The organism is Thermofilum pendens Hrk 5 (genome assembly GCF_000015225.1).
In the GTDB taxonomy this organism is placed as follows: Archaea; Thermoproteota; Thermoprotei; order Thermofilales; family Thermofilaceae; genus Thermofilum; species Thermofilum pendens.
Genome location: NC_008698.1, coordinates 1,228,908 through 1,250,001 on the forward strand (window position 1 = coordinate 1,228,908; position 21,094 = coordinate 1,250,001).

Genomic DNA, 21,094 nt, shown 5'->3' on the forward strand with positions numbered 1-21,094 from the left:
CTTGCAGTACAACGACCTCGACAGGCTCGACCTCTTCACCAGGGTGACGGGGGTTCTCGAGAACCTCACGCCGCTGAGGGTGGGCGCTGGCAGGGAGGCTCAGCTCGGCTCCCCGGTCGACTTGGAGCCGTTGAGGGTTAGGCTCGGGGATAGGAGCGTCCCCTACATACCCGGTAGTAGCTTGAAGGGTGTGTTCAGGAGCCTGGCGGAGGCTATAGCGAGGGCTGAGGGGCACGTTATCCACGACCCGTGGGACTTCGAGGCGGCCGAGCAGGAGGCGCGGGACGGGAAGTACTGCCTGATATGCGGCATATTCGGTAGCACGAGGCTGGCGAGCCACGTGAGGATCTACGACGCCTACCCGAAGGGGACTCCCACGCTGTTCATGAAGACGGGCGTCGGGATTAACAGGGACTTCCGGGGGGCTCACCCGAACATCCTCTACACCGAGCGCCAGGTGGAGCCGGGGCACAGGTGGAGCTTCATGATGGACATCGTGAACATAAGGGTGTACCCGGAGCCCGGGGACGAGAGGGGCAGGATCCTGAGGAGGGTTCTCGACATGCTCGCCGAGGGGATGGTCCAGGTCGGCGCCAGGAAGACTGTGGGCTACGGGCTCCTCAGGCTAGTGGAGGGCGAGTACGTCGTGTACGGGGTTAGGGACGGCAGGCTCCAGCGCCTAGAGTCCGGGAAGATAGGGGGTGGTGCGGTTTGAGCCAGGTCCCGTGGTCCTCGCACAGGGTCCTCCTCAGGGAGGCAGTCTTCAGGGGCTACCTCGTCGCCGAGTCTCCGCTGAGGGTGGGCGCTGGCAGGGAGGCGCCGCTGGGCTCCCCGGTGGACCTCTCGGTCCTCAGGGTTAGGCTTGGCGGTAAAAGCGTCCCCTACATACCCGGCAGTAGCCTGAAGGGTGTGTTCAGGAGCTTCTCCCAGTCCCTCGCAGTGGCGAAGGGGCTAAGCGTGTGCAGCGGGCTGAGCGGGGAGACGTGCATGGACTACGAGGACCCGTCGCTGGGCGGCGAGAAGTTGCTGAGCTACTTGCAGGGGCTGATGAGGGAGGGGCACAGCCTGGAAGCCGTCAGGCTGTTCCACGAGAAGGCCTGCCTGATGTGCAAGGTCTTCGGCGCCCCCTCGTTCTCCGGGCACGTCGAGTTCAGCGACGCCTACCCCGTCGACGAGAAGGGGGGCGTCGTCGACGTCTCCACCGGGGTGAGGACGGGCATAGCGATAAACAGGAGGACGGGCGCCGTCTACGAGAGGGCCCTCTACCAGGTCGAGTACGTCGAGCCGGGCGCGAGGTTCAGGTTCGAGGCTAGGACTACGAACCTCCCCAACTACGCGCTCGGGCTCCTCTCCGCCGTCATCAGGATGATGAACGAGGGCTGGGTCAGGGTGGGCGGCTTCAAGACGAGGGGCTTCGGAGAGGTGCGCGTGGAGGGCCTGGAGTTCGCGGCTAGGGGCGCGACTGTCCGCGGCTCGGTGCTGGTGAAGCTCGACGACTACGACTCGGACGTCGACCTCTCGGGCCTCGCCGAGGCCAGGGACGGGTGGCTAAGGGCCTCCGGGGACTCCGCCTGGAAGGCGCTGGCTAAGCTCGAGGAGGTGTGGTCCAATGCAAGCTTCGGGAAGCGCGGTTAGAGTCGCGAGGCGGGCGCCGAGGAGCAGGAGCGTGCTCGAAGGGCTTGCGGGCCGCCTCGAGGTAGCGCTGGTCGCAGACAGCTACCTGCACGTGGGCTCCGGCGTCCAGCGCGTCTCCGTCCCAGTCGAGGAGGTCAGGTCCTCCGCATCCAGGGCTAGGACGAGGAGGGAGCTCGAGGACCTCGTAGCGAGGCTGTCGGGGAAAATCGAGCTCGACTACGCCCAGCCGGTCTACGCCGGGGGCAGGCTGGTGGTGCCGGGTAGCAGCGTCAAGGGGAACGTGAGGAGCAGGCTCGAGCTCAGCTTCAAGCCCAAGAACGGCGTGGCGAGGTCCTGCCTCATAAGGGCGACCGAGGGCCCGGTGGCCCCGCCGAAGAAGGGGGAGCAGGGCTGGAGGCACTTCAGGGTCTGGGAGGCCTCCCTCTCCTACCCCGGCAGGGAGGCCTGCGAGTACAGCGAGGACTCGCCCGAGGTCTGCCTGCTGTGCGACATCTTCGGCACCGCCGGCCTACAGGGGCTCGTCTACTTCGGGGACCTGGTCGCCGCGCGCGCCGAGACGGAGCGCGTCGAGCTCTACGCGGGCGAGAAGCTCTTGGCGGTGAAGCCCGGCGGCAGGTTCGAGGGCGCCGTTACCTTCAGGAACCTCAAGCCGGCGGAGCTGGGGCTACTGCTCTACGGCATGGGCTTCAGGGACGGGAGGATGGGCAGGCAGGTCCTCCTCGGAAAGCACAAGTACAGCTCGCCCGGGGAGAGGTTCGGCGTCGTACACTTCGAGCTCGAAGGGCTGGCCCTCGCCCCGTTCTCCGAGAAGCTTGAGGTGGGCGGAGCGTCGCTCGCGCCGGGCTCCAGGGCTTCGGGCGCGGAGCTCGACCGCCTAGTCTCCGCCCTGGTGGGCGCGGCTAGGTCGGAGTTCGGGGACGAGTTGCTTGACGTAGACGAGGTGGGGGCGGTTGAGTCTCTCGCTGGAGCTTAGGGAGCCGTACCCCGTGTACAGGGCGTTCAGGGTCCCCGTCTGGGGGAGGTGCGGCCCGGTCAGCGTGAGGAGGGTCGAGCCGGGCGACGTGAAGGCCCTGGAGTGGTTCATCGGGGCGGCCAGGAGGCTGGCGGAGAGGCTCGCCGCGGAGGCCCGGGACGACTACGAGAAGCTGGAAGTCGTCGCGAACGTCGCCGCCGTGCTCCTCAAGGCCCCTCTCTCGCGGGAGCTCTCGCCCGTGCACCCGAGCCCTATGAAAGCCCAGGTGGCGCTCCTAGCCCTCCCCGACGCCCTCTTCAAGAGGTACTTCGGGCTGGTGAAGGGCGACGTCTACTCGATGCTCCGCGACGTCCTCGGGCTCGACCTGGGGGCCATGGGGCTCGGCGAGGTCTTCGGGCGCGAGGCCTACGAGAACGTGTACAGGCTGTGGGTAGCGTTCCCGGCTGACACGAGGCCCGGGTACAACACGTCGAGCCTAGCCGCCCACCTGCTCATGACCTCCGCTCTGGCGTGGGCCCTGGCCTACGAGTCCGGGAAGACGGAGGAGGAGAGGCGCAGGGAGGCCGCGGTCGCCAGGGTTGCCGCCCTCCTCCACGACATAGGCAAGGCGGTGGACCCGGAGAGGCACGCCGAGGAGTCTGCCAGGATAGCCGAGTACCTCCTCAAGGGGATAGTGGGCGACGAGGTCCTCGCCAGGGTGGTGGGGGAGGTCAGGGAGCACCACGCCCGCGAGGGCTACGTGAGCAGGGCCGACAGGCTGGCGTCGGCCGCGGACAGGCTCGCCAAGGTCGTCGACAGGGCTATAGGGGACAGGGTCTCCAGGATGGAGGGGCTGGTGGGCGGGAGGAGGGACGACTGGGGCTTCTGGAGGAGGCTCTACGAGAGGCTCGACGACCTCAAGAGGGAGGGGCTCGCCAGGGAGGACCCCGTCAAGGAGCTGACTGAGCTCTTCCTGGAGAGAGCGGAGGAAGCCGCCGAGAATGTGAGGAAGGAGGAGAAGGAGGAGGGTGTGAAGGGCTTAACGCTACTCCTCTTCGACGTTGGCTCCATACAGGAGTTCGTCTACAGGAGCATGGAGCTCAGGGTTGTAGCCGCGGCGAGCCTCCTAGTGGACTTCGTGACGTACTCCTACCTGCCGCTCTACCTGAGGGCTAACGGCGTGCGCGTACCGCCGGAGGCATTCCTCTACTCCGGGGGCGGTATCCTCCTCATGTTGCTACCGGAGTCGCTCGCCGAGAGAGTCTGGGAGCTCGCCCGGAAGGTCAAAGAGGAGTTGCCGGAGCCGCTGAGGCTGGTGGTAGCGGATGCGGAGTTCCACGTGGACTTCAAGACAGCCTGGGAGAAGATCGAGGAGGCCCTGCTGATCGCCAAGCTCGGCGTAGAGCTGGCGGACGAGCCGCAGTTCGACCCGCAGAACGGCAGGGAGCTCTGCAGGCTCTGCCTGAGGGAGTGGGCCTCAACGAGTGTTCGCACGCCCGAAGGCGAGGTACCCGCGTGCCAGACATGCAGCAGGCTCTACGATCTGGGCTCCGAGGTCCACTTCCGCAAGAAGTGGGAGTCGAGGGTCGAGGTGGGAGGCCGCTCCTTCACCCCGAGCGAGGCCTTCGATGCGGTGTGGAATGATGTGTCGAAGTTCGTGGTAGAGGTTATCGCGGGCCACGACCCGAGGGAGGCGGCTAAGCCCAAGCGCCTCAGGGACTGCGCGGTGATCAAGTTCGACGGGAACGCGATGGGAGCGTTCATGTCGAAGGCCCTGTCCTTCACGGACGCCATCGAGAGGAGCTTCAGGGTGGACATGGCCTTGAAGAACGCCTACCTCAAGGCCCTCGAAGCCCTCTACGAGGGGGTCAGGAGGGTCGCGGGCGACGGGGCGGCGGAAGCCGAGGTGGCGAGGGTGTTCCTGGGGACGCTGTACATGGGAGGGGACGACGGCGTCCTGATAGCTCCTGCGTGGGCGGCGCCCCTCCTAGCCCACTTCATAGCGGAGGAGTTCTCGAGGCAGCTCGGGCTGGTCGCGACGCTCACGGCCTCCGTCGCCGCGGGGCCCGCCAGGATGAGCGTGTGGTCTCTCGTCGACTGCGCGTCGGCGGAGATGGAGGAGGCGAAGCTCGCCGCTACGAGGCACAGGTGCGGCGCGTTAGTCTTCGACGTGTTCGACTCCGGCTCGCCGTCCGGGGCGACAGCCAGGGAGAGGCTGAAGAGGTACTCGCGGAAGCTTGGCGAGAAGTCGAGGGACCAGCTCATAGACGGCTACCAGCCCTACCTCATCGAGAGGAAGGCTCTCAGCGGGGAGGGAGTCCCGGAGGCGTGGGCCAGGCTGTTCAGCCACGTCCTCGGGGTTCCGGCGCGGGGCGCCTGGTGCGAGGACTCCTCGTTCAAAGCCCACGCGGAGGCTTTCGGGAAAGCTTACCTGGCTTCGAGGGCGGAGGGCGAGGACGAGGAGGTCGAGAGGGCTAGGAAGAGGCTGGCGGCGCTGAGGAGGGTCGCCCTGGACACGTGGAGGGAGGTCTCGGGCTCCGCGTACTGGAGGGAGCAGGCGTACATATACGTGCTCAGGCAGCTGGAGTCCGAGGCCCTCGGCGAGGAGACAAGCGAGGCGTACGGCGCGCTCAAGCGCTTCATCGAGTCGAACCTGTTCGACGAGTCTGGGAACGCGTCGGGCTACGTGCCCCTGGTCGACCTCCTCACGTTCATAAAGCTGGTTAAGGGTGGTGCGTGGTGATAAGGTTCAGGCTTAGGCTTAGGGCCGTCTCCCTGCTGACGGTCGGCTGGGGCATACCGGACGTCCTGGGGGCGGACATAGTGACGGCGAGGAAGGTCAAGGCGGACGGCACCTACGAGTACTACGTGCCCGGGAGCACGGTGAAGGGCGTGCTGAGGAGCGCGGCGAGCAGGGTGGCGGGCGCCTACGGCTTCACGAGCTGCGGCGAGGTGGACCCGGAGAAGGTGAGGAAGGCCCACGAGGCCATGGGAGGCCCCTGCGACGTCTGCACGCTGTTCGGCTACCCCTACCCGAGCGTGGAGGGGGCGTCGAAGGTCTACGTCAGCGACTTCTCGCCCGTCGGGAGGCCGGCCCCGGTCATAGTGGCGAGGACGGCGCTCAGGGACGACACCCAGACCGTGCGCGAGGGGAGCCTGAGGAGCGTCGAGCACCTGCTACCCGGCTCCGAGTTCGTGGGGGAGGTCAGGGTGGACGGGGCGGCCTCCCGCCTGGTCCCCCTGCTCCTCCTCGCGGTGGCTGAGCTAAGGACGAGCAGGGTGGGCAGGGGCTCGCTCGTCGACGCGAGGGTCGAGGACGGCGGCGCGCTGGACGCGGTCGTGGCGCCCGAGTGGAGGGGGTTGCTGGAGGGCGTTAGGTCCTGGCTCTGGGAGGGGGTGGTCTGATGCTGTACGAGGCGAGGCTGGTACTGAGGAGCCCCGCGATAGTCGTGGAGAGGAGGACCGAGAGGGGCTACGTGAAGCCGCTCGGCTACATCCCGGGCTCGACGCTCAGGGGCGCTATCCTCGACGCCCTGCGCGCGGAGGGGGTCCTGTCGCTGGACGACCTCAGGAGGGAGGCGGAGAGCCCGTCCGTCCTCTCGTCGCCCGCCTACCCGCTCGTGGGCGGGAAGAGGGCCCTGCCCGCCTCGCCGTTCGCCGCGTACTGCAGGGAGTGCGGGGTTGTCTACGACTTCGCCCCCGTCTACGCGCGCCAAGGGAAGCTCGAGAGCATCAAGTGCCCCGTCGGCAGGGACCACACGCTCAAGCCGGCCTACCCGGGCATCGTCGTCTACAAGCGCGTGGCCGAGGGAGGGGTTGTCGTCGCGGAGAAGGCGCCCATCAGGACGTTCAGGTCGACCTCGGTGGGCGTGAGCAAGAGGAGGGGGGCGTTCGAGAGGGGGATGCTCTTCGACTACGAGGCGGTGGCGGAGGGTACGGAGTTCTGGGCGTACGTCTGGGCCCCCTTCGACCTGCCGGGGAGGCTGGAGGTTACGGTTGGGCGCGGTGCTTCGAGGGGCTTCGGGTGGGCGGAGCTCACGCTGAAGGCGGCGGGCAGCGCCCCCTTCTCCGCCTCCGGCCTCTTCGTAGCCCTCTCGCCGCTGGTGCCGTTGAAGAAGGCGTCGTGGGGCGACTGCACGCTCGAGGTCGAGAGGGTGCTCGGGAGGACGTACAGGGTGCTCGCCGGCTGGGACTCCTTCAAGAGGTCTCCGCTACCCGTAGTGGAGCTCGTTAGGCAGGGCGCGCTCGTCGAGGGCAGGGTTTCCTGCAACCGCGACCCGAGGGCGGGGATCCCGGTGAGGCTGGGCGGCTACTGGCTCACGGGCGTGAACGCGGTCGTACCGTTCGGGGAGTACCTGAGGGGTGGTGGGGTTGGGTAGGGCGCAGTTCCAGGCTAAGTTCGCGGCGATACTAGCCTTTGAGGCCAGGGGCCCCCTGCACGTGGGCGGGAGGAGGGAGGGCAACGTGCTCTACGCGCTGAGGCTCCCGGACGGCAGGCTCCTCGTACCAGGCTCGACGTGGAAGGGAGCGTTCAGGAGCATAGCCGAGAAGCTGGCGCCGTCCATCCCCGCGACGGGCCCCGAGAAGCTCGCCCTGGAGCTCGCGGCGGCCGGGGAGAGGGGGAGGGACGCCTACCTCGAGAAGTTGCGCGGCGACTTCGAGGCCGCCCTGAAGGGCGCGGCTACGCGCTTCGACCCCGCGGACGTGAAGCGCGTCGTGGGGGAGCTGGGCCTCGACCGCGAAGCCGGCATCGACGCGCGGGAAGCCCTGGAGCAGTACCTCGAGTACTACTGCCCCGTCGGGAAGCTCTTCGGCAACAGGGTCAGGGCGGGTAGCCTGAAGTTCGCGGACTCCGTCGTCGAGGCGCCCACGTTCAGGAAGCCGGGGGTCGGGATAGACAGGAAGACCGGGACCGTCAAGGAGGGCGTGCTGTACTTCGTGGAAGCCGGGGACCCAGGCGCCCCTGTCAAGCTCTTAATGGTCGGGGAGGTCGACGAGAGGGGGAGCGCGGCGTCCAGGCTACTCGCGTCCACGCTCCTCTACGTCAAGGAGCTGGGGGTCGCGGTCGGGGGCAAGAAGAGCACCGGGATGGGCCTGCTGGAGCTGAGGGACGCCAGGATCCACGTAGTCGAGTACGCCGCCGACAAGGGAGGAGCCATGCTCGCACAGCTACTCAAAACCAAGCCGATGGGCGTCGAGGAGTTCGCGGCATGGCTGGAGGCGCGGTAGTCGCGGCGTTCAGGGGGAGGGCGCCCGGGAGGTGCAGGGAGCTCTCAGAGCCCGTGAACGGCTGGGTGTGGGCCGAGTGCCGGAGCGTCCAAGACCTCTACGCCGGGCTAGCCGAGGAGGCAAGGGCGGGGCGCCAGCCGAGCCCCGTGGCGACCCCCTACGGCGTGCTAGACCCCCTGGACCCCCGCCTCGAGGAGGCCTGCACGTACGGCAGGGTGGGCGGAGCAGTCAAGCTGAAGCCCTCCTCGGGGGTGGCGGACGCGCTGAAAGCACTGCTAGAGGTGGGAGCAACGTACGCCAAGGTCAACGGGTCGATCGTGGAAGCCGAGATACCAGAAACCCCGCTCGAAGAGCTACTCGCCAGGGGCCTCGTACCGCTCTCTTGGCAGAAGCCAGCCCGCGTAGAGCTAGCCAGGGCCCCCTAGCTCGTGCAACCTCTTTTTTCTAGGCCTGCGCGCGTTGAGGATTTATGCTCGTAGCCCGTGGCTAAGAGTGTGGGCTGGACCGCTCTGAGGGCGGCTCTCTCGAGGAGGATCGAGGAGGAGTTCCCGGGGCTCGAGGGCTGGGAGGAGGGCTTGATGCTTGGGGTCTGCGAGAAGGACTTCCTGAACTACGTCTGCGTCGAGAAGGGGTTCGGGGGCCCCGGCGAGGCATACGCGTACGTGGAGGGGCTAGCCGAGGAGAAGCCCGCGGAGTTCGCCTCGATCCTCGGGGACTGGTTCGACCTCTGGGCAGCCAAGTGGAGGCAGAGGGTGTGGGTCGCGCCGCGGGGCGCCCGCGAAGAGGGGCCGAGCGTGCTCGAAGAACTCCCGGCGGCCAGGGAGGCGCGCCGCCTAGCCCTAGCGTTGCTGATAAGGAGGGGTGAGGTCTGCTTCACGGACGCCCTGGCCTCCGCCGCCGTTAGGGGCGCGCTGGCGCGCATAGCGTCGAGGATGGGCGTGGGGGCGGCGAGGAGGGTTGCCGAGTCGGACCCGCAGATGCTCGCGGCGGAGGTGGAGAGGGCCGTGAAGGAGATAGCGTCGCGCAGAGGACCCCTAGTGCTCGTAAAGCCCTGGTAGCCGAGAACCTTAAATACCGGGGAAGGGGAGAGTGAAGTGAGGGGTATGAGGGTCGGCTCTCTCGCCGCCCTACTGGCAGTGGTAGCCGCGGTCGCCGCTATCCTGCTTCTCTACCAGCCCGCGAAGCCCGCGCAACCCGGGAACGCCACGGTCACGCTGAGAGTCTACGGCCCCGACGCGGTACTCGTGAACGGGTCGGCACGCGGCAACTGCACCCTGACAGTCAAAGCCCCGGCGACGCTAACCCTGGACGCCTCCGCTCCGAAAGGCTGGAGGCTCAAAGCCCTCCTCGTGAACGGCTCACCCGCGTTGCCAGGCGCGACGAGGGTATCCGGCAACACGACCATCGAGGCCTTCTTCGAGCGCAGCGAGGCCGCCCTCATCCTGAGGGTCCGCGGGCCCGGAGCGCTCGTAATCAACGGCACCAGCTACGGCAACGCCACCCTAACGCTAAGCGTACCAGCCCTCCTGGCGATCAACGCCTCACCCCAGCCAGGCTGGAAGCTCAAAACCCTGCTGATAAACGGCTCGCGGGCACAGCCAGGCGTAGCAAGAATCGCGGGCGACACAGTGATAGAGGCTTTCTTCGCGTGGAGTGGCCCCGTGGTCACGCTGAGGGTTTACGGCCCCGGCTACCTGCTCGTCAACGGCTCGGGCTACGGCAACGACACGCTGTTGCTCAGGGGCGGGGCACTGCTCTCGATCAACGCGTCCACGCCTAGAAGCTGGAGGCTGAAAGCATTGCTGGTCAACGGCTCCCCCACCTCGCCCGGCGAGGTCAGGGTCTCCGGCAACACGACGATCGAGGCCTTCTTCGAGCAGGTGAAGGTAAAGGTCAAGGTGGTGCCGGGCGAGCACCCCGTAACAATCAACGGTTCCTGGGTGAACTCGACCACTGTGCTGGAGGTCCCGGCTTTCTCTGTCCTCGTGCTGGGCCCTGCGAGCGTGGAGCTCAACGAGACCTGCGAGGCTGTGCACTACTGGAACGCCAGTGTGGCTGGGCGCTGGACGCTCCTACACGGCGACGCCTCGCTCGAAGTCGCGAACGACACGGTACTGGTGGCGGGCTGGAGCCTCAAGTGCCACCCACCACGCTCGACACTCGGAGGAGTACTCTACGCCGGCAGAGAAGTCAAGGCCAGGATGGTGCTCACGGTTACGGAGTTCCAGTCGGGGTCCTGGAGGTACAAGGGCAACGGAGTCTGGGAAATAGAGGCGCCCGGCTTCCTCATAGTACTCCTAGAAACCCCGAAGAACTGGAGCAAAGTAGTAGTGAAGGGCAAGCCGCTCAGGAACGCCGGGAAGATAGAGGTCTGCGTGGTGCTGGAGAACGGCCCCTCGATGTACCGCACGAAGGGCGGCTCCGTGATGCTCGAAGACGTAACATACTTCGAGATCACACTGCCGAGGTGCATAATGCAGGGAACGTGCAGCGCGACGGTAACCACAAACCTAGGGAGCTATGCGGGCGGCACCGCGCACTGGGGCCCGAGGCTGGAGTCGCCCGACGTGCAGCCCGGCTGGCTCGAAATACAGGTCTACCCCGGGACGCACGTAGAGATACAGGTATTCGTCGAGCCCTAAACCCTTTTATGCGGTGACGAGGCCGGCTTTGCTCTGCGCCGGGCTTTGGGCGCGCGGCCTAAGGCGGCGGCGCTGTAGAAGCGGGCGTAGACCCTGGCGAGGTTCGCTGGCTTGCGTTCCCTTAGCCAGAGGTCCGCGTAGAGGCTGGCGAGCCCCAGGAGGTCGGCTGCCGTGGCCTTTCCTTCCACCTTCCTCAGGCCCACCTCCAGGCAACGCTTCACGAACTCGAGGTCTGGTGGGAGCCTGACTCTCTCCGCCAGCTCGAGCGCCTTCCTCCACTCGTCGAAGACCGGGAGGCCCTTCACCTCGTCCGTGGGGGAGAAGAGCACCCTTTTGACGTAGTTGGCGACCTCGCCCTTGCCGAGCGCCTTCCTGACCTCCAGCACCTCGCGCGGCTCCCCGCTGAGCGCGAGCCACTTCTCCTCCCACCTGCCGTTGCCCTCGGCGTACTCCATCGAGGCCAGGATGAGCGGGTACAGGAAGGAGTAGAGGCACTCCTCCCCGTCGTCGCCCCACGCGGTCACCATGAAGCCCTTGACTCCCTCCTCCCGCGCCGCCTGCAGGAAGCTCTTCACGTTCGCCAGGGCGGCGTCGAAGTCGGGGTAGTACCTGTCCCAGTTCCAGAGGCCCGGGCAGACGATTTGCTCGTAGCCTCTCTCCTTGAAGAGCCGGATCTTCTGCTTGAAGTACTCGACGGTGCCGGGCGAGTAGTCCCAGTTCGCCACCACGGCCTCCCTCCACGCCGGGTTCTCGAGGATCGGCCTCCACAGATCCCTCTCGGTCTCGCGCAGGTACATGCCGGCGAGCATGTCGCCCCAGATCAGCGGGGTCTTGCCGCGCTCCCTGGCCAGCCGAAGCAGCCTGGAGTGGTGCTCGGCGTAGAGCCGCGGCCACTCGAACCTCAGGGTCCTGTCCAGGCTCCTCCCCCTCCCCATCGCCCAGGTCTCGTCGCCGCCTATGTGGATGTACCTCGACTTCGTCTTCTCGAGCGCCTCCTCCAGCAACTCCTCCGCGAACCTCCTAGCCTCGGGGTCGCCCACGTCCAGGCACCCCTCCTCCGGCCTATGCCACTCGCTGAACCTCCGGTACCCCGGCAGGGACAGGATGTTCTCCATGTGCCCGGCCAGCTCGAGCGATGGGAAGACCTCCACCCCGAGCCTACCCCCGTACTCCACAACCTCCCTCCACTCCTTGCCCGTGTACCTGCCCCGCCTCGCCCCGATGTCCGGGTAGCGGTCCCAGGGGAAGAGGTCCTCGACGTAGACGGCCAGGTAGTTGTACTTCAGGAGGAAGAGCCAGCGCAGAAGCCTCTTCAGCTCCTCCACAGTCGCCACGCCGCCGCGCGCAACGTCTAGGTGGAAGCCCCGGAACTCGAAGCGCAACCTCTCCTCGACCCTGACCTCCGGGATGGCGCGGTAACCCCCCTGAATGACCAGCTGGATCAACGTCGCCGTGTAGACCCTCGGATCCCCCCACACCTCGACGAAGCCTTCCTTGACCTCGAGGCCCGTCCCCTCCCCCTCAACCCTCCGAACCTCCCACTCCCCCCTGGGCAGGCGGAACTCCTCGGCTACGAAGGGGTCGAGGTTCGAGAAGCCGTCGAAGCTGAACCAGCGCCCCCCGAACTCGAGCCTCGCCGGCTCGGGCACAACGACCGGCTCCCCACCCATGGGAGGGGGACCTCCTCCCGGAATTTAAGGCTACCGCCGCACGAGACCGATGGGCGGGTCTCCGGGCGCGCAGAGAGATCGCCGACAAATACATAAGAATACATAAATACTCCCCTTTCTACTGGGTTATGGTACTGCCGGGGCTGTTCGACGCCTCTGGACGCGCGGGTGGTGGCGCGTGAAGGTGAAGGTGTTAGCGGCACTGTTGCTCGCGGCGGCTGTGCCGGTCGCCTACCTCTTCTTCGCGGCCCAAAGACCTAGCGGCGCGACACTAACGCTGAGGGTGCACGGCCCGGGAGGCCTCGTCGTGAACGGCTCCGCCTACGGCAACGCGACGCTGAGGGTAAGCGTGCCAACCGCGGTCGAGGTCTCGGCGCTCCCGCTGAAGGGGTGGAGGCTCAAAGCCCTCCTCGTCAACGGGTCGCCTGCCAAGGCGGGCGCCCTGCGGGTCTCCGGCGATACTGTAATCGAGGCGTTCTTCGAGGAGGAGAGGTACACGGTCACGCTCAAAGTGCGCGGCCCCGGAGCCCTCCTAGTCAACGGAACAGCCTTCGGCAACGCCACCCTGACGATCCACGGGCAAGCAGTACTAGCGGTCAACGCCTCGCCCCAGCCGGGCTGGAGGCTAAAAACACTGATGGTAAACGGCTCCCCCACCCCGCCCGGCGAGGTGAGGGTCTCGGGCAATACTACAATCGAGGCTATCTTCGGGCGGAGTGAAGCCACCGTCACCCTAAGGGTTCGCGGGCCCGGAGCACTCGTAATCAACGGCACCAGCTACGGCAACGCCACGTTAACTCTCAAGGTGCCAGCCGTCTTGGTGATTAACGCCTCTCCCCAGCTAGGCTGGAGGCTGAAAGCTTTGCTCGTCAACGGCTCTCCCGCATTGCCCGGCGTCACAAAGATAAACGATGACACTACGATAGAGGCTGTCTTCAGGTCTATCATCTGCAGGCTCCTCGTCGTCGCCAACGCTTCGTGGGCTAGGGTGAAGGTGTACGGCGTGGAGTCCGGGGTCCCGCGCGAGGCGACGCTCCCATGCGGCTCCGAGGTCGAGGTAGAGCCCCTGGCGTCCGAGGACCTAGAACCCCTCAACTCCTCGATGAAGATCAAGCTGGAGGACGACGTCACCGTGACGCTCCTCTACAAGCTTAAAGGCGTAAAGCTCTACGTCGAAAACCCCGCCGCGATACCCGTGAAGGTAAAGGCCGTGAGGGGCAAAACCCTCCTAGCCGAGTGGAGCCTCAACACCTCCGCGACCCTCGAGTTCCCGAGGAACGCCAGCATAGTCCTAGACGCCAAGTGCATCTACAGGAACAACACCTGGATATGCCCATACGCCTACGTAAACGCCACCTGCTACCGCTGGATCCCAGGCCTAGTCGAGACCTTTAGGTTCTCGATGCCCATACCCGCCTCCAACGGCTCGACGCCGCCACTAGCCGGAGACGCCGTCCTAAGGATAGCCTACTACCGCTCCGCGACAAACAGGACAGACTTCTACGTCAAGGTAATCTACAACGGGAAACCAACGGACACCCTGCTACACTACTGGACGGTGTTCACCCAGGAAGGCGAGGTCGAAGACCTCGGAAACGGCACCCTCCTAGTACGCGGAGCCTGGGTCGGCTTCTTCCTCCAAGCACGCCCCGACACCAAGGTAGTAGTCAAGGTCAAAGGCTGGGGGCTAAGAATATGCAGGATAATATCCAACACAACGTACACCTTCCCAGACGGGGACGTCTGGAAGGGCCTCGTAGCTAGGTGCCGCGAGCCCAACTTGCTCAGGTGCCCCTGCGAGTACACCGTGACTTTCGACGGAGTAGACGTGAACAAAGTCACGGCGACGCCGGAGATCGGCGGCTCCTGGCGCCTCTTCGGGAAGGTCGGCGAAGAGCCCCTGATAAACCTGGGCTGGCTCTTCTTCGAGGGTAGCGGAGAAAGCTACGTGACGGTCGAGGTCTACGGGTAGCGCAACCCTAAAATAATTCTTTTCCCCCTCCCATCACGTGGACAACAAAACACGCCTGTTGCTGCTGCTAGTAGCGTTGCTGGCCTTCACAGCCGTAGCCAGCGCCGGGCCCTGCGTGCGCTTGTCGCTGTTTGTACAAATGTTCTAGGCTTTTGGTTGTATAACGTCGTTTTACATGAAAGTATAACAATGTTTTTGTAGAGAAAAACATGGGTTTGTTTGGCCGGCAATTTTGCATAACATTGTTAGATTTAAGTATACCTTCGTTATACTACTTCCAGTACCTCGGAGGCTCGCTGCGCCTCAGTGCCTCCTTCGGCTCCCACCTAAACCTCCATAAACCTCTCCCGGCGTCCTCTATAGCTACTCCGAGCTCTCCGATCAGCTTGTCGCTCATTAGAACCTCGCAGGCTAGGGGCGACACCACGATGTCCGCTTCGACCTCGGGGGAAGACGCTCCGGGCGCGAGAACGCTTACCCTGCAAGCTCTAGGCGCGACCCAAACCCTCAGTGGGCCCCCGGCGGTCTCGTACTCCGTCTCCTCGACCCCGGGCCCCGGAGGCCACAACCCGAGCTCTTGGGCCAGCCTGACCGGTACGAGGAGCTGGGGTGTCTCGGCTTCGTAGCCCGTGTTGGCGAGAGCGGGTGTCTCGACGGCTACGCCGCCCCGGGCTACCCTAAGCCTGACTCTTACCGCTATACTTGCCACCCCTACTCACTATCCTGCCTATCCTCGTCCTGTGGTCCCTGACTAGGCCTACGAAAGCCCTGCCCACGCGCTTAGCTTGGAGACGCGCGCCAAAAAAACTTTGCGCAAGGCTAAAGTACCGGGGGTTCGTCCGAAAGCCGGAGGTGGCCCGAGTGCGCTCCGCGACGAGGAGGGTTAGGGGCGTCGTGAAGCCGAGGATGAGCCTAGAGGAGCTCGAAGAGGCTTACTGGGCGAGCAGGCTCCGGAGCCCCGAACATCGGTAGGCCTCGAGGTAGCTGGAAGAGCTTTGCAGGCAAAGCTGTCCGCGTTGCTCTCGCATTTCTGGGGGTATCCGGGCTCGCGGAGTTTATCTAGGGGCTCGGCGTTGATACGAGGGGTATGTCTTTCGAAGAGGCGGAGGTTCTCAGGAGGAGGGCGCACGCTTTTCTGAGGAACGCGCTAAGGCTTATCGATGAGGGTGAGTACGACTTGGCGGCGTTCAGCCTGGAGCAGTACTGCCGGCTGATACTCGAGTACAAGTTGCTGGTGCTGAAGGGAAGCTACCCGAGAACCCACTCGCTGAGGAGGCTTATACGCGAGCTGGGCGAGGCGGAGCCCTCCGTCCTCGAGCTCGTGGAGAACGTCGGCAACCTGCACTACGTGGCGAGGCTTGAGGAGGCGTACCTGGCCTCCAGGTACTTCCCCACGGCCTACGAGGAGGCCGAGGTCAGGGACCTGGCGAGGTTCGTCGCCGAGGTGTTCAGGAGGCGTGTCGAGGGGTAGCGCTCTCCGCTTCCTCAGGGACTACAGGGCTGTCGCCGGGCTCGTGAAGGAGGTGGCTAGGCGCTTCGACCCCGAGGCGAGGGTCTTCGTCTTCGGCTCGGCGGTCAGGGGCGACTACACCGCGGCTAGCGACATAGACGTGCTCGTAGTGACGTCGGCGGTCGACAGGAAGTACGACTTAATGGTGGAGGTTTACAGGAGCACTGAGGCGCCAGTCGAGCTCCACGTAGCGAGCCCCGAGCAGTTCGAGAAGTGGTACAAGAGGTTCATACCGCCCAGCGAGCTGGTCGAGGTCTAGCCGGCCGCAACCTTAATACCGTCCTTCGCGCAACTCCCGGCGAGGTTAAATGAAGGTTGTCAGCGTGAAGGTCCCGGACTACGTCTCGGAGAGGGAGGTCCTGCTCTGGGTAGCGGAGGGGCTTTCCCGCAAGTACGCGAGGAGGCGCGTGCTCAAGCTACTCGAGGAGGGCGTCGCCGGCGTGGACGCCGAGAAGGCGCTCGAGGAGTTCGAGGAGACGAGGAGCGAGACCTGGAGGACCCTGGAGGAGGAGTACAGGAGGAGAGGTCTACTCTAATCCTCGATAGCAACATTCTATTCTCCGTCGTTTTAGCCGGCAGAGGATCAGGGACGCGCGTCGCAGTGCTTAAATAGAACCTTCTCACCTGTAGAGGCGTCGCGTATGGGGAAAGGGTCTCTTTCCTTCTACATCTCGCTGTACATAGTAGTCTTTATAACAATGATAGACCACTCGACGATATCTCCTATAGTGGCGCAGTACGCGAAGTCTCTGGGAGCCTCGGACTCCCTAGCAGGTATCATCGTGGCGTCGTACTCTATGTCTGCCCTAATCTCTCTACCCGTAGTGGGCCTACTGCTAGACAAGGTCTCGAGGGCAGGCGTGGTCCAGTCTCTCATACTCGCAGACCTGGCTGTAGTATACCTCTACACCCTCCCAAGAAGCCCCACGGAGCTACTCGTGGTGAGGGCTCTGCACGGGGCGGTAGACTCAGCCCTCTTTCCAGGTATACTGGCTGTATTTAGAGACATGGTCACTAGGAGACTGGAGACAGGGTTCACGCTATACTGGGTCGTGACGGGGACGCCGATAGCTATCGGGAGCCTGCTCGCGAGGACAGTAGTCCTGCACTACGGCTTCCGCGGGGTCTTCTACGCATTGATACCACTCTACGTTGCAGGCTTGATCGCCTCTATAGAGATCTCTAGGAGGTACAGGGAGGCCTTGGCCAGGAGAGCACTGTGGGAGGGGCCGAGGGATCCCGTGGCCCTCGGAACGCTGGTAGCCGCGTACGTCTCTGCATACATCCTCTACACGGGCATAGGGACCGTGGTGGGTAGTATGTCAATCTCTCTGACTAGAGGCCTGGGGCTCCCCAGGGAGGCCGCGGCCGCGGAGGTTGCTTGGTGGGCCTTTCAGGCCACCCTCTTCTCTCTCTTAGTCATGGCCTTCACCGCAAGACACGTTGTCAGAGAGGTCTCAAAAGCGCTGTGGGCCCTGGCGATAGGCCTGTCTGGCGTAGCTCTCTCCATGGGACTGCTTCTAGTGAGCATAGAGAGCCTCTCGAGGACCCTCTCGTCCCTATTCTTCGGGGTAGCTCTCGGCACGGTACTCCCGGCCTCCTCGAAGATCGTGTCCGACACCCACTATAAGTACAGGGGGAGGGCCTCTGCACTACTATCGGTATCCTTCCTCACAGGCGTCATAACAGGGGCTGTGGCCTCCTCGAGGCTCCTCGAGACGGCACACGGCCTCTACACGAACTACCTGCCCGCCGCGGCAGGCGCCTCTCTAGGACTCCTGCTCGTGCTCTACGTAGCCTCTAGGAGACGGGCCTCCCGCAGTACCTAGAGACCTCTGAGACCCCGTCCACGGGAGCCCGGCACAGCCCCTCGCGTTGAAGCGGCTACGCGCAACACGGGTGGTGCGATTCTTCTAGCTACGCGGAGAGCGGTCCAAGGCTTCTTGTGCACCACAAGGGGGCATCGACGACGTGCTAGGCACCTAGCGCCCCGAGCGCGCCAGCTCCTCGAGGCGGTCGAGCTTATCCACGCGGAGCGCCTTCAGGAACCTGTGCAGCTCCAAAGCCTCCCTTGCGCGTAGCGCGTCCACCATTACCTTCGCGAGCTCGACGGCCCTCGCGCCCTCAACCCTCACTACCTTCCCGCTGCGCACCCTGAACTCGAGCACGGGCTTCCCGTCCTCGAACCGCGCGTCCCCGCCCGAGAGGAAGAGCCCGACGAGCGTCATAGGGTGGTCTACGCGCACGAGCCTGCCCCCACCGTGAACTCCAGGTAAGGCTCGCCGCCCACTCCTAGTAGAAGCGTAGCCACGTGGCTACGAGCGCCTTCGCCAGCCGCTCGGCGGAGCCTCCCCTTGCCGCCTCGCTAAGCCCGTCGGCGACCTTCGCCAGGAGGGCTTGCTCGACGGGTAGGTCCGAGTAGCCGGCCACCTCCGAGACAGCCTCCTTCGCCGCCTCCAGCTCCCCGCACCCGACGAGCACGCAGACGGCGAGGAACTGGTGCCTCGTGTACCCTCCCCGGAGCATCTCGGAGCAAAGGCTCCCGAGAGCCTTGTCCTTCACAGCCCTGCACGGCCCAACCCTCCTACCCCCCGGCGCGAACGCCTCCAGGGCCTCCCGGGCCCCGTGCTCCTCGACCCTCCCGCCGCCCAGCCTCCCGAGCGCGTAGAGTAGCGAAGCGACAGCCCTCGCGTAGTCCGGGTCCACGTCGAAGTACTCGCCCCAGAGGGGCTTGAGCTGGGCGCCGCGCCCGCACAGCGCCCTCAGCGCAGAGACTGCGACGGCCTCGGCGTGTGCCAGGGCGTAGCGGGGGCCCAGCATCTCGCAGAGGGGGTCGTGGCCCTCGACGCACCTTTCCTCGTACTCCTCGCCGAGCGCGACCAGCCTGCCCGCGTGCTCCCAGAACCCCTCCTCGTCCCCGCCCAGCAGCGCCTCCATGACCCCCACCCTGAGGGCCCAGGACTCGGCCACGATAGCCCTCGCGAGGAAGGCCGGGTCCCCGAGCCTCGCGTACCGCGCCTTCTCCTCCTCGGCCACCCTCCTGAAGTACCCCCACGCCTCCCCGAGCCTCTTGAGGTACATTGCGACCATACCCCTCTCCAGGGCCACCGTGGTCCTAAGGGTGTCGGCGTCCACGCCCCCGGCAAGCCGGGCCCCCGGCCTCGGGAGGAGGGCCTCCGCCTTCCTCAGGTGCTCCTCGGCGCTCTCGAGCCTCCCGATAGCCCTCGCAGCCCTCGCCGCGTTGAGGTGGAGGAACGAGGAGACGCCGCCCGCGTCCTCAGGGTACGCCGCCGTTAGGAGCAGGAGCGAGAGGTAGGAGCCGCGCCGCGCCCCGCCGTCCGTGCTCAGGAGCGCTACGCTCGCTAGCACGCTTGAAGCCAGGACCGCCAGCCCCGCGTCGCCCTTGAAGTCCCTGCGCACGCGGTCGGCGGCGGCTAGGGCTAGGGGTGCAAGCTCGTTCGCCAGGTCCCACCTGCCGGAGGTGAGCGTCGAGGCCGCGACGCCGAGCGCGTGGCGGACGAGGCTACCGGAGCCCCCCTTCTCCACCTCTTCGAGAGCCCTGTCCAGCAGCCCCCTCGCCGCGACCAGGTAGATGCGCGCGGACGCGAAGTACCAGGTAGCCGAGGCCTCGTCCATCAGGTGGAGGGCTGACTCGAGCTCCTCGCCGCTCATCTCGTACGGGTCCGACATCGCCGCGTAGCCGATACCCCTCATAAGGGCGACCCCCCTCTCCCAGCCCTCCCCGTAGCCCTTCAGCTCCGAGCGCAGCCTCACGGCCCTCTCCCTGGCCGTGGGCTCCACGAGCTCGCCGAGCCTCGACGCGACCGCGTAGCCGACGGCCGCCGGCGCCACGGAGCCCTCCAGCTCGAAGTACTCCTTGATGCAGTCCCACTCGTCGAGCCACAAGTCGAAGCCCAGCACGAACACCCCCACAGCCTCCGCAACCCTGTCGAAGTGCTCCCCCACAGCCCCCACGAGCCTCCAGCCAACCCTAGACGCGAGGTACGAGCGGAGAGCCTCCTCGACGCCCACGCCCCCGCCGGCCTCCCTCAAAGCCTCCCTCACTATCCTCCTGGCAGGCCCCAGCACGAGCCTCCCGTACCCGGAGCCCCCGGCCCCGCGCCTAGCCCCGAGCACAGCCTCCCTTATCTCGGCGAACGTCCCGGCGTCAACCCTCGAAAACCAGCGCACGGCGCCCTCGAGGCCCCCCACGCCCTCCCCGGAGAACGAGGACAAGACGAGCTCAGCCATCCCCCTGGAGTGCGGCCCGAACACGGCGGTAGACACGAGCAAGGGGGCAAGCCTAGAAGCCGCCTCGCTACTCCCACCGTACACCTCGCTCCAAAGCACCCGCAACACATCCCCGCCCACGCGAACCCCCACTACAACGCCCCGCAGGCCTATAAAGTGGTTAACGGCAAGCCTGCGCTAGCGCCTCCTCTAGCTCTCCCGCAGGACCTCCCTGGGCTCCCACCTGAACCTCCAAAGCCCCCTCGCGAAGTCCTCGACCGCTATCTCGAGCTCCCCCGCCAAGACGTCGCTTATGAGCGGCTCGTCCGCCAGCGGCGAGACAACGACGTCCACCTCCCTCGACTCGGCGCCACCCGCCACCACGTGAACCCTAGCCGCACGCCTAGCAACCCACACCCTCAGGGGCCCACCGGCAGTCTCGAACACCTCCTCCCGCGCGTCGCCAGGCGGGGGCCAAAGCCCCAAAAACCCTCGCAAGCCCGACCGGGACCATCAGCTGGGGCGTCGTAGCCGCTGTTCACCAGGGCGACAACCTCCTCAGACCTACCCCCGCCTCTACCCTCACAGCCACGCCCAACACCCAGGAAGCCCTTCACACTGCCAACCCTAACCCTCCTCGCCTTAACCCTCCCAACCCTAGCCACCCAGACCCCCACGTACACTACACGCACAGGCTTAAAACTTTCAACGCTTTCACAGTTGCTTCTCAGGGCGGTAAAGCTTGCACTACTATACACCGGAGACGGCCTTCTTTCAATGCTTTCACAGTTGCTTCTGGCGGCGCTCTGGTCGCCGCTGCTGCGGGGCACCCCGCTGGACTTTCAATGCTTTCACAGTTGCTTCCTTTTAGGCTTCTCCGGCTCGAGCTTTACGAAGTTCCCTCTTTCAATGCTTTCACAGTTGCTTCGTTTCCTAAAAATTTCGTGATAATTTTCTCGCTAGACAGCTTTCAATGCTTTCACAGTTGCTTCCTCGAACAGCCAGACGTCCGCCCCCGCCCGTTTGTATACTTTCAATGCTTTCACAGTTGCTTCCCCAAGACATGGTGAAGGCGGCTATACTCAGCCTCGCGGCGCTTTCAATGCTTTCACAGTTGCTTCAGAGAGAAGTTCTATGTGACAGAGAACTGACATTAAGATTCATCTTTCAATGCTTTCACAGTTGCTTCACCGCGTCAACTTCGCCGTCGAGCACGCGCTCGTACTCTTTCAATGCTTTCACAGTTGCTTCCCG

21 protein-coding genes and 1 CRISPR repeat array are annotated in these 21,094 nt (G+C 65.3%); of the genes, 15 read left to right on the forward strand and 6 right to left on the reverse strand.

The annotated features are described in order from the left end of the window. Position 1: 1 nt before the first annotated feature. The 10 genes from csx7 (TPEN_RS06595) (at position 2) to TPEN_RS06640 (ending at position 10,458) form a co-directional block, all read left to right on the forward strand. Positions 2–715, forward strand: a complete 714-nt coding sequence (gene csx7, locus TPEN_RS06595) for a type III CRISPR-associated RAMP protein Csx7 (RefSeq protein WP_011752950.1) — start codon at positions 2–4, stop codon at positions 713–715. Then, complete coding sequence (csx7, locus tag TPEN_RS06600; RefSeq protein ID WP_011752951.1) at positions 712–1,635, forward strand: type III CRISPR-associated RAMP protein Csx7; 924 nt, start codon at positions 712–714, stop codon at positions 1,633–1,635. Before csx7 (TPEN_RS06595) ends, csx7 (TPEN_RS06600) begins: the two co-directional genes overlap by 4 nt. Next, a complete protein-coding gene (locus TPEN_RS06605) occupies positions 1,610–2,608 on the forward strand; it encodes an RAMP superfamily CRISPR-associated protein (protein WP_011752952.1) in 999 nt (332 codons plus the stop codon). The genes csx7 (TPEN_RS06600) and TPEN_RS06605 overlap by 26 nt, the downstream gene beginning before the upstream one ends. After that, entirely contained in the window at positions 2,586–5,330 is a 2,745-nt protein-coding gene (locus TPEN_RS06610; RefSeq protein WP_011752953.1) for an HD domain-containing protein, read from the forward strand. The genes TPEN_RS06605 and TPEN_RS06610 overlap by 23 nt, the downstream gene beginning before the upstream one ends. Continuing rightward, a complete protein-coding gene (locus tag TPEN_RS06615) occupies positions 5,327–5,992 on the forward strand; it encodes an RAMP superfamily CRISPR-associated protein (RefSeq protein ID WP_245534152.1) in 666 nt (221 codons plus the stop codon). The genes TPEN_RS06610 and TPEN_RS06615 overlap by 4 nt, the downstream gene beginning before the upstream one ends. Beyond that, positions 5,992–6,966, forward strand: coding sequence for an RAMP superfamily CRISPR-associated protein (locus tag TPEN_RS06620; protein WP_011752955.1), 975 nt, complete (start codon positions 5,992–5,994; stop codon positions 6,964–6,966). The genes TPEN_RS06615 and TPEN_RS06620 overlap by 1 nt, the downstream gene beginning before the upstream one ends. After that, positions 6,959–7,816, forward strand: a complete 858-nt coding sequence (locus tag TPEN_RS06625) for an RAMP superfamily CRISPR-associated protein (RefSeq protein ID WP_187146317.1) — start codon at positions 6,959–6,961, stop codon at positions 7,814–7,816. The genes TPEN_RS06620 and TPEN_RS06625 overlap by 8 nt, the downstream gene beginning before the upstream one ends. Further along, on the forward strand, positions 7,798–8,241 hold the full coding sequence (locus tag TPEN_RS06630; protein WP_011752957.1) for a hypothetical protein: 444 nt from the start codon (positions 7,798–7,800) through the stop codon (positions 8,239–8,241). The genes TPEN_RS06625 and TPEN_RS06630 overlap by 19 nt, the downstream gene beginning before the upstream one ends. Before the next feature lie 69 nt (positions 8,242–8,310). Beyond that, entirely contained in the window at positions 8,311–8,874 is a 564-nt protein-coding gene (locus TPEN_RS06635) for a hypothetical protein (protein WP_052885239.1), read from the forward strand. A 45-nt stretch (positions 8,875–8,919) separates the two neighbouring features. Further along, the gene (locus TPEN_RS06640; RefSeq protein ID WP_245534195.1) at positions 8,920–10,458 is read left to right on the forward strand and encodes a hypothetical protein; all 1,539 of its coding nucleotides are present in this window, start codon (positions 8,920–8,922) and stop codon (positions 10,456–10,458) included. Here TPEN_RS06640 and TPEN_RS06645 read toward each other — a convergent pair. After that, positions 10,455–12,128 carry a beta-N-acetylhexosaminidase gene (locus TPEN_RS06645; protein ID WP_011752960.1) on the reverse strand — a complete coding sequence of 558 codons (1,674 nt, stop codon included), beginning with the start codon at positions 12,126–12,128 and terminating at the stop codon, positions 10,455–10,457. The genes TPEN_RS06640 and TPEN_RS06645 overlap by 4 nt on opposite strands. 178 nt (positions 12,129–12,306) lie before the next feature. Here TPEN_RS06645 and TPEN_RS06650 point away from each other — a divergent pair, with 178 nt between their 5' ends. Next, a complete protein-coding gene (locus TPEN_RS06650; protein ID WP_011752961.1) occupies positions 12,307–14,100 on the forward strand; it encodes a hypothetical protein in 1,794 nt (597 codons plus the stop codon). 271 nt (positions 14,101–14,371) lie between these two features. On the opposite strand, the gene TPEN_RS10075 is transcribed toward TPEN_RS06650, so the two are convergent. After that, positions 14,372–14,809 (reverse strand): hypothetical protein, encoded by a 438-nt coding sequence (locus tag TPEN_RS10075; protein WP_011752962.1) that lies wholly within the window; start codon positions 14,807–14,809, stop codon positions 14,372–14,374. A 378-nt stretch (positions 14,810–15,187) separates the two neighbouring features. Between TPEN_RS10075 and TPEN_RS06660 the strand changes: the two genes are divergently transcribed. From TPEN_RS06660 to TPEN_RS06675, 4 genes are all read left to right on the forward strand, one after another. Further along, positions 15,188–15,571 (forward strand): HEPN domain-containing protein, encoded by a 384-nt coding sequence (locus TPEN_RS06660; RefSeq protein WP_011752963.1) that lies wholly within the window; start codon positions 15,188–15,190, stop codon positions 15,569–15,571. Further along, positions 15,558–15,869 carry a nucleotidyltransferase domain-containing protein gene (locus TPEN_RS06665; protein WP_011752964.1) on the forward strand — a complete coding sequence of 104 codons (312 nt, stop codon included), beginning with the start codon at positions 15,558–15,560 and terminating at the stop codon, positions 15,867–15,869. Before TPEN_RS06660 ends, TPEN_RS06665 begins: the two co-directional genes overlap by 14 nt. Before the next feature lie 49 nt (positions 15,870–15,918). After that, positions 15,919–16,146 carry a hypothetical protein gene (locus TPEN_RS06670; RefSeq protein ID WP_011752965.1) on the forward strand — a complete coding sequence of 76 codons (228 nt, stop codon included), beginning with the start codon at positions 15,919–15,921 and terminating at the stop codon, positions 16,144–16,146. A gap of 105 nt (positions 16,147–16,251) precedes the next feature. After that, positions 16,252–17,439, forward strand: coding sequence for an MFS transporter (locus tag TPEN_RS06675; RefSeq protein WP_011752966.1), 1,188 nt, complete (start codon positions 16,252–16,254; stop codon positions 17,437–17,439). A gap of 153 nt (positions 17,440–17,592) precedes the next feature. Here the strand turns inward: TPEN_RS06675 and TPEN_RS06680 are convergent, their stop codons facing one another. The 4 genes from TPEN_RS06680 to TPEN_RS06695 all read right to left on the reverse strand — a co-directional run bounded on the left by TPEN_RS06680 (position 17,593) and on the right by TPEN_RS06695 (position 20,505). Next, a complete protein-coding gene (locus TPEN_RS06680) occupies positions 17,593–17,856 on the reverse strand; it encodes a hypothetical protein (RefSeq protein ID WP_011752967.1) in 264 nt (87 codons plus the stop codon). Between the two features lie 46 nt (positions 17,857–17,902). Next, entirely contained in the window at positions 17,903–19,981 is a 2,079-nt protein-coding gene (locus TPEN_RS06685; protein WP_052885241.1) for a hypothetical protein, read from the reverse strand. A gap of 69 nt (positions 19,982–20,050) precedes the next feature. Continuing rightward, on the reverse strand, positions 20,051–20,287 hold the full coding sequence (locus tag TPEN_RS06690) for a hypothetical protein (protein WP_245534153.1): 237 nt from the start codon (positions 20,285–20,287) through the stop codon (positions 20,051–20,053). Further along, a complete protein-coding gene (locus TPEN_RS06695) occupies positions 20,260–20,505 on the reverse strand; it encodes a hypothetical protein (protein WP_148677998.1) in 246 nt (81 codons plus the stop codon). Before TPEN_RS06695 ends, TPEN_RS06690 begins: the two co-directional genes overlap by 28 nt. A gap of 37 nt (positions 20,506–20,542) precedes the next feature. Continuing rightward, a CRISPR array of direct repeats spans positions 20,543–21,091; the repeat unit is 25 nt; unit sequence CTTTCAATGCTTTCACAGTTGCTTC. Positions 21,092–21,094: the final 3 nt, after the last annotated feature.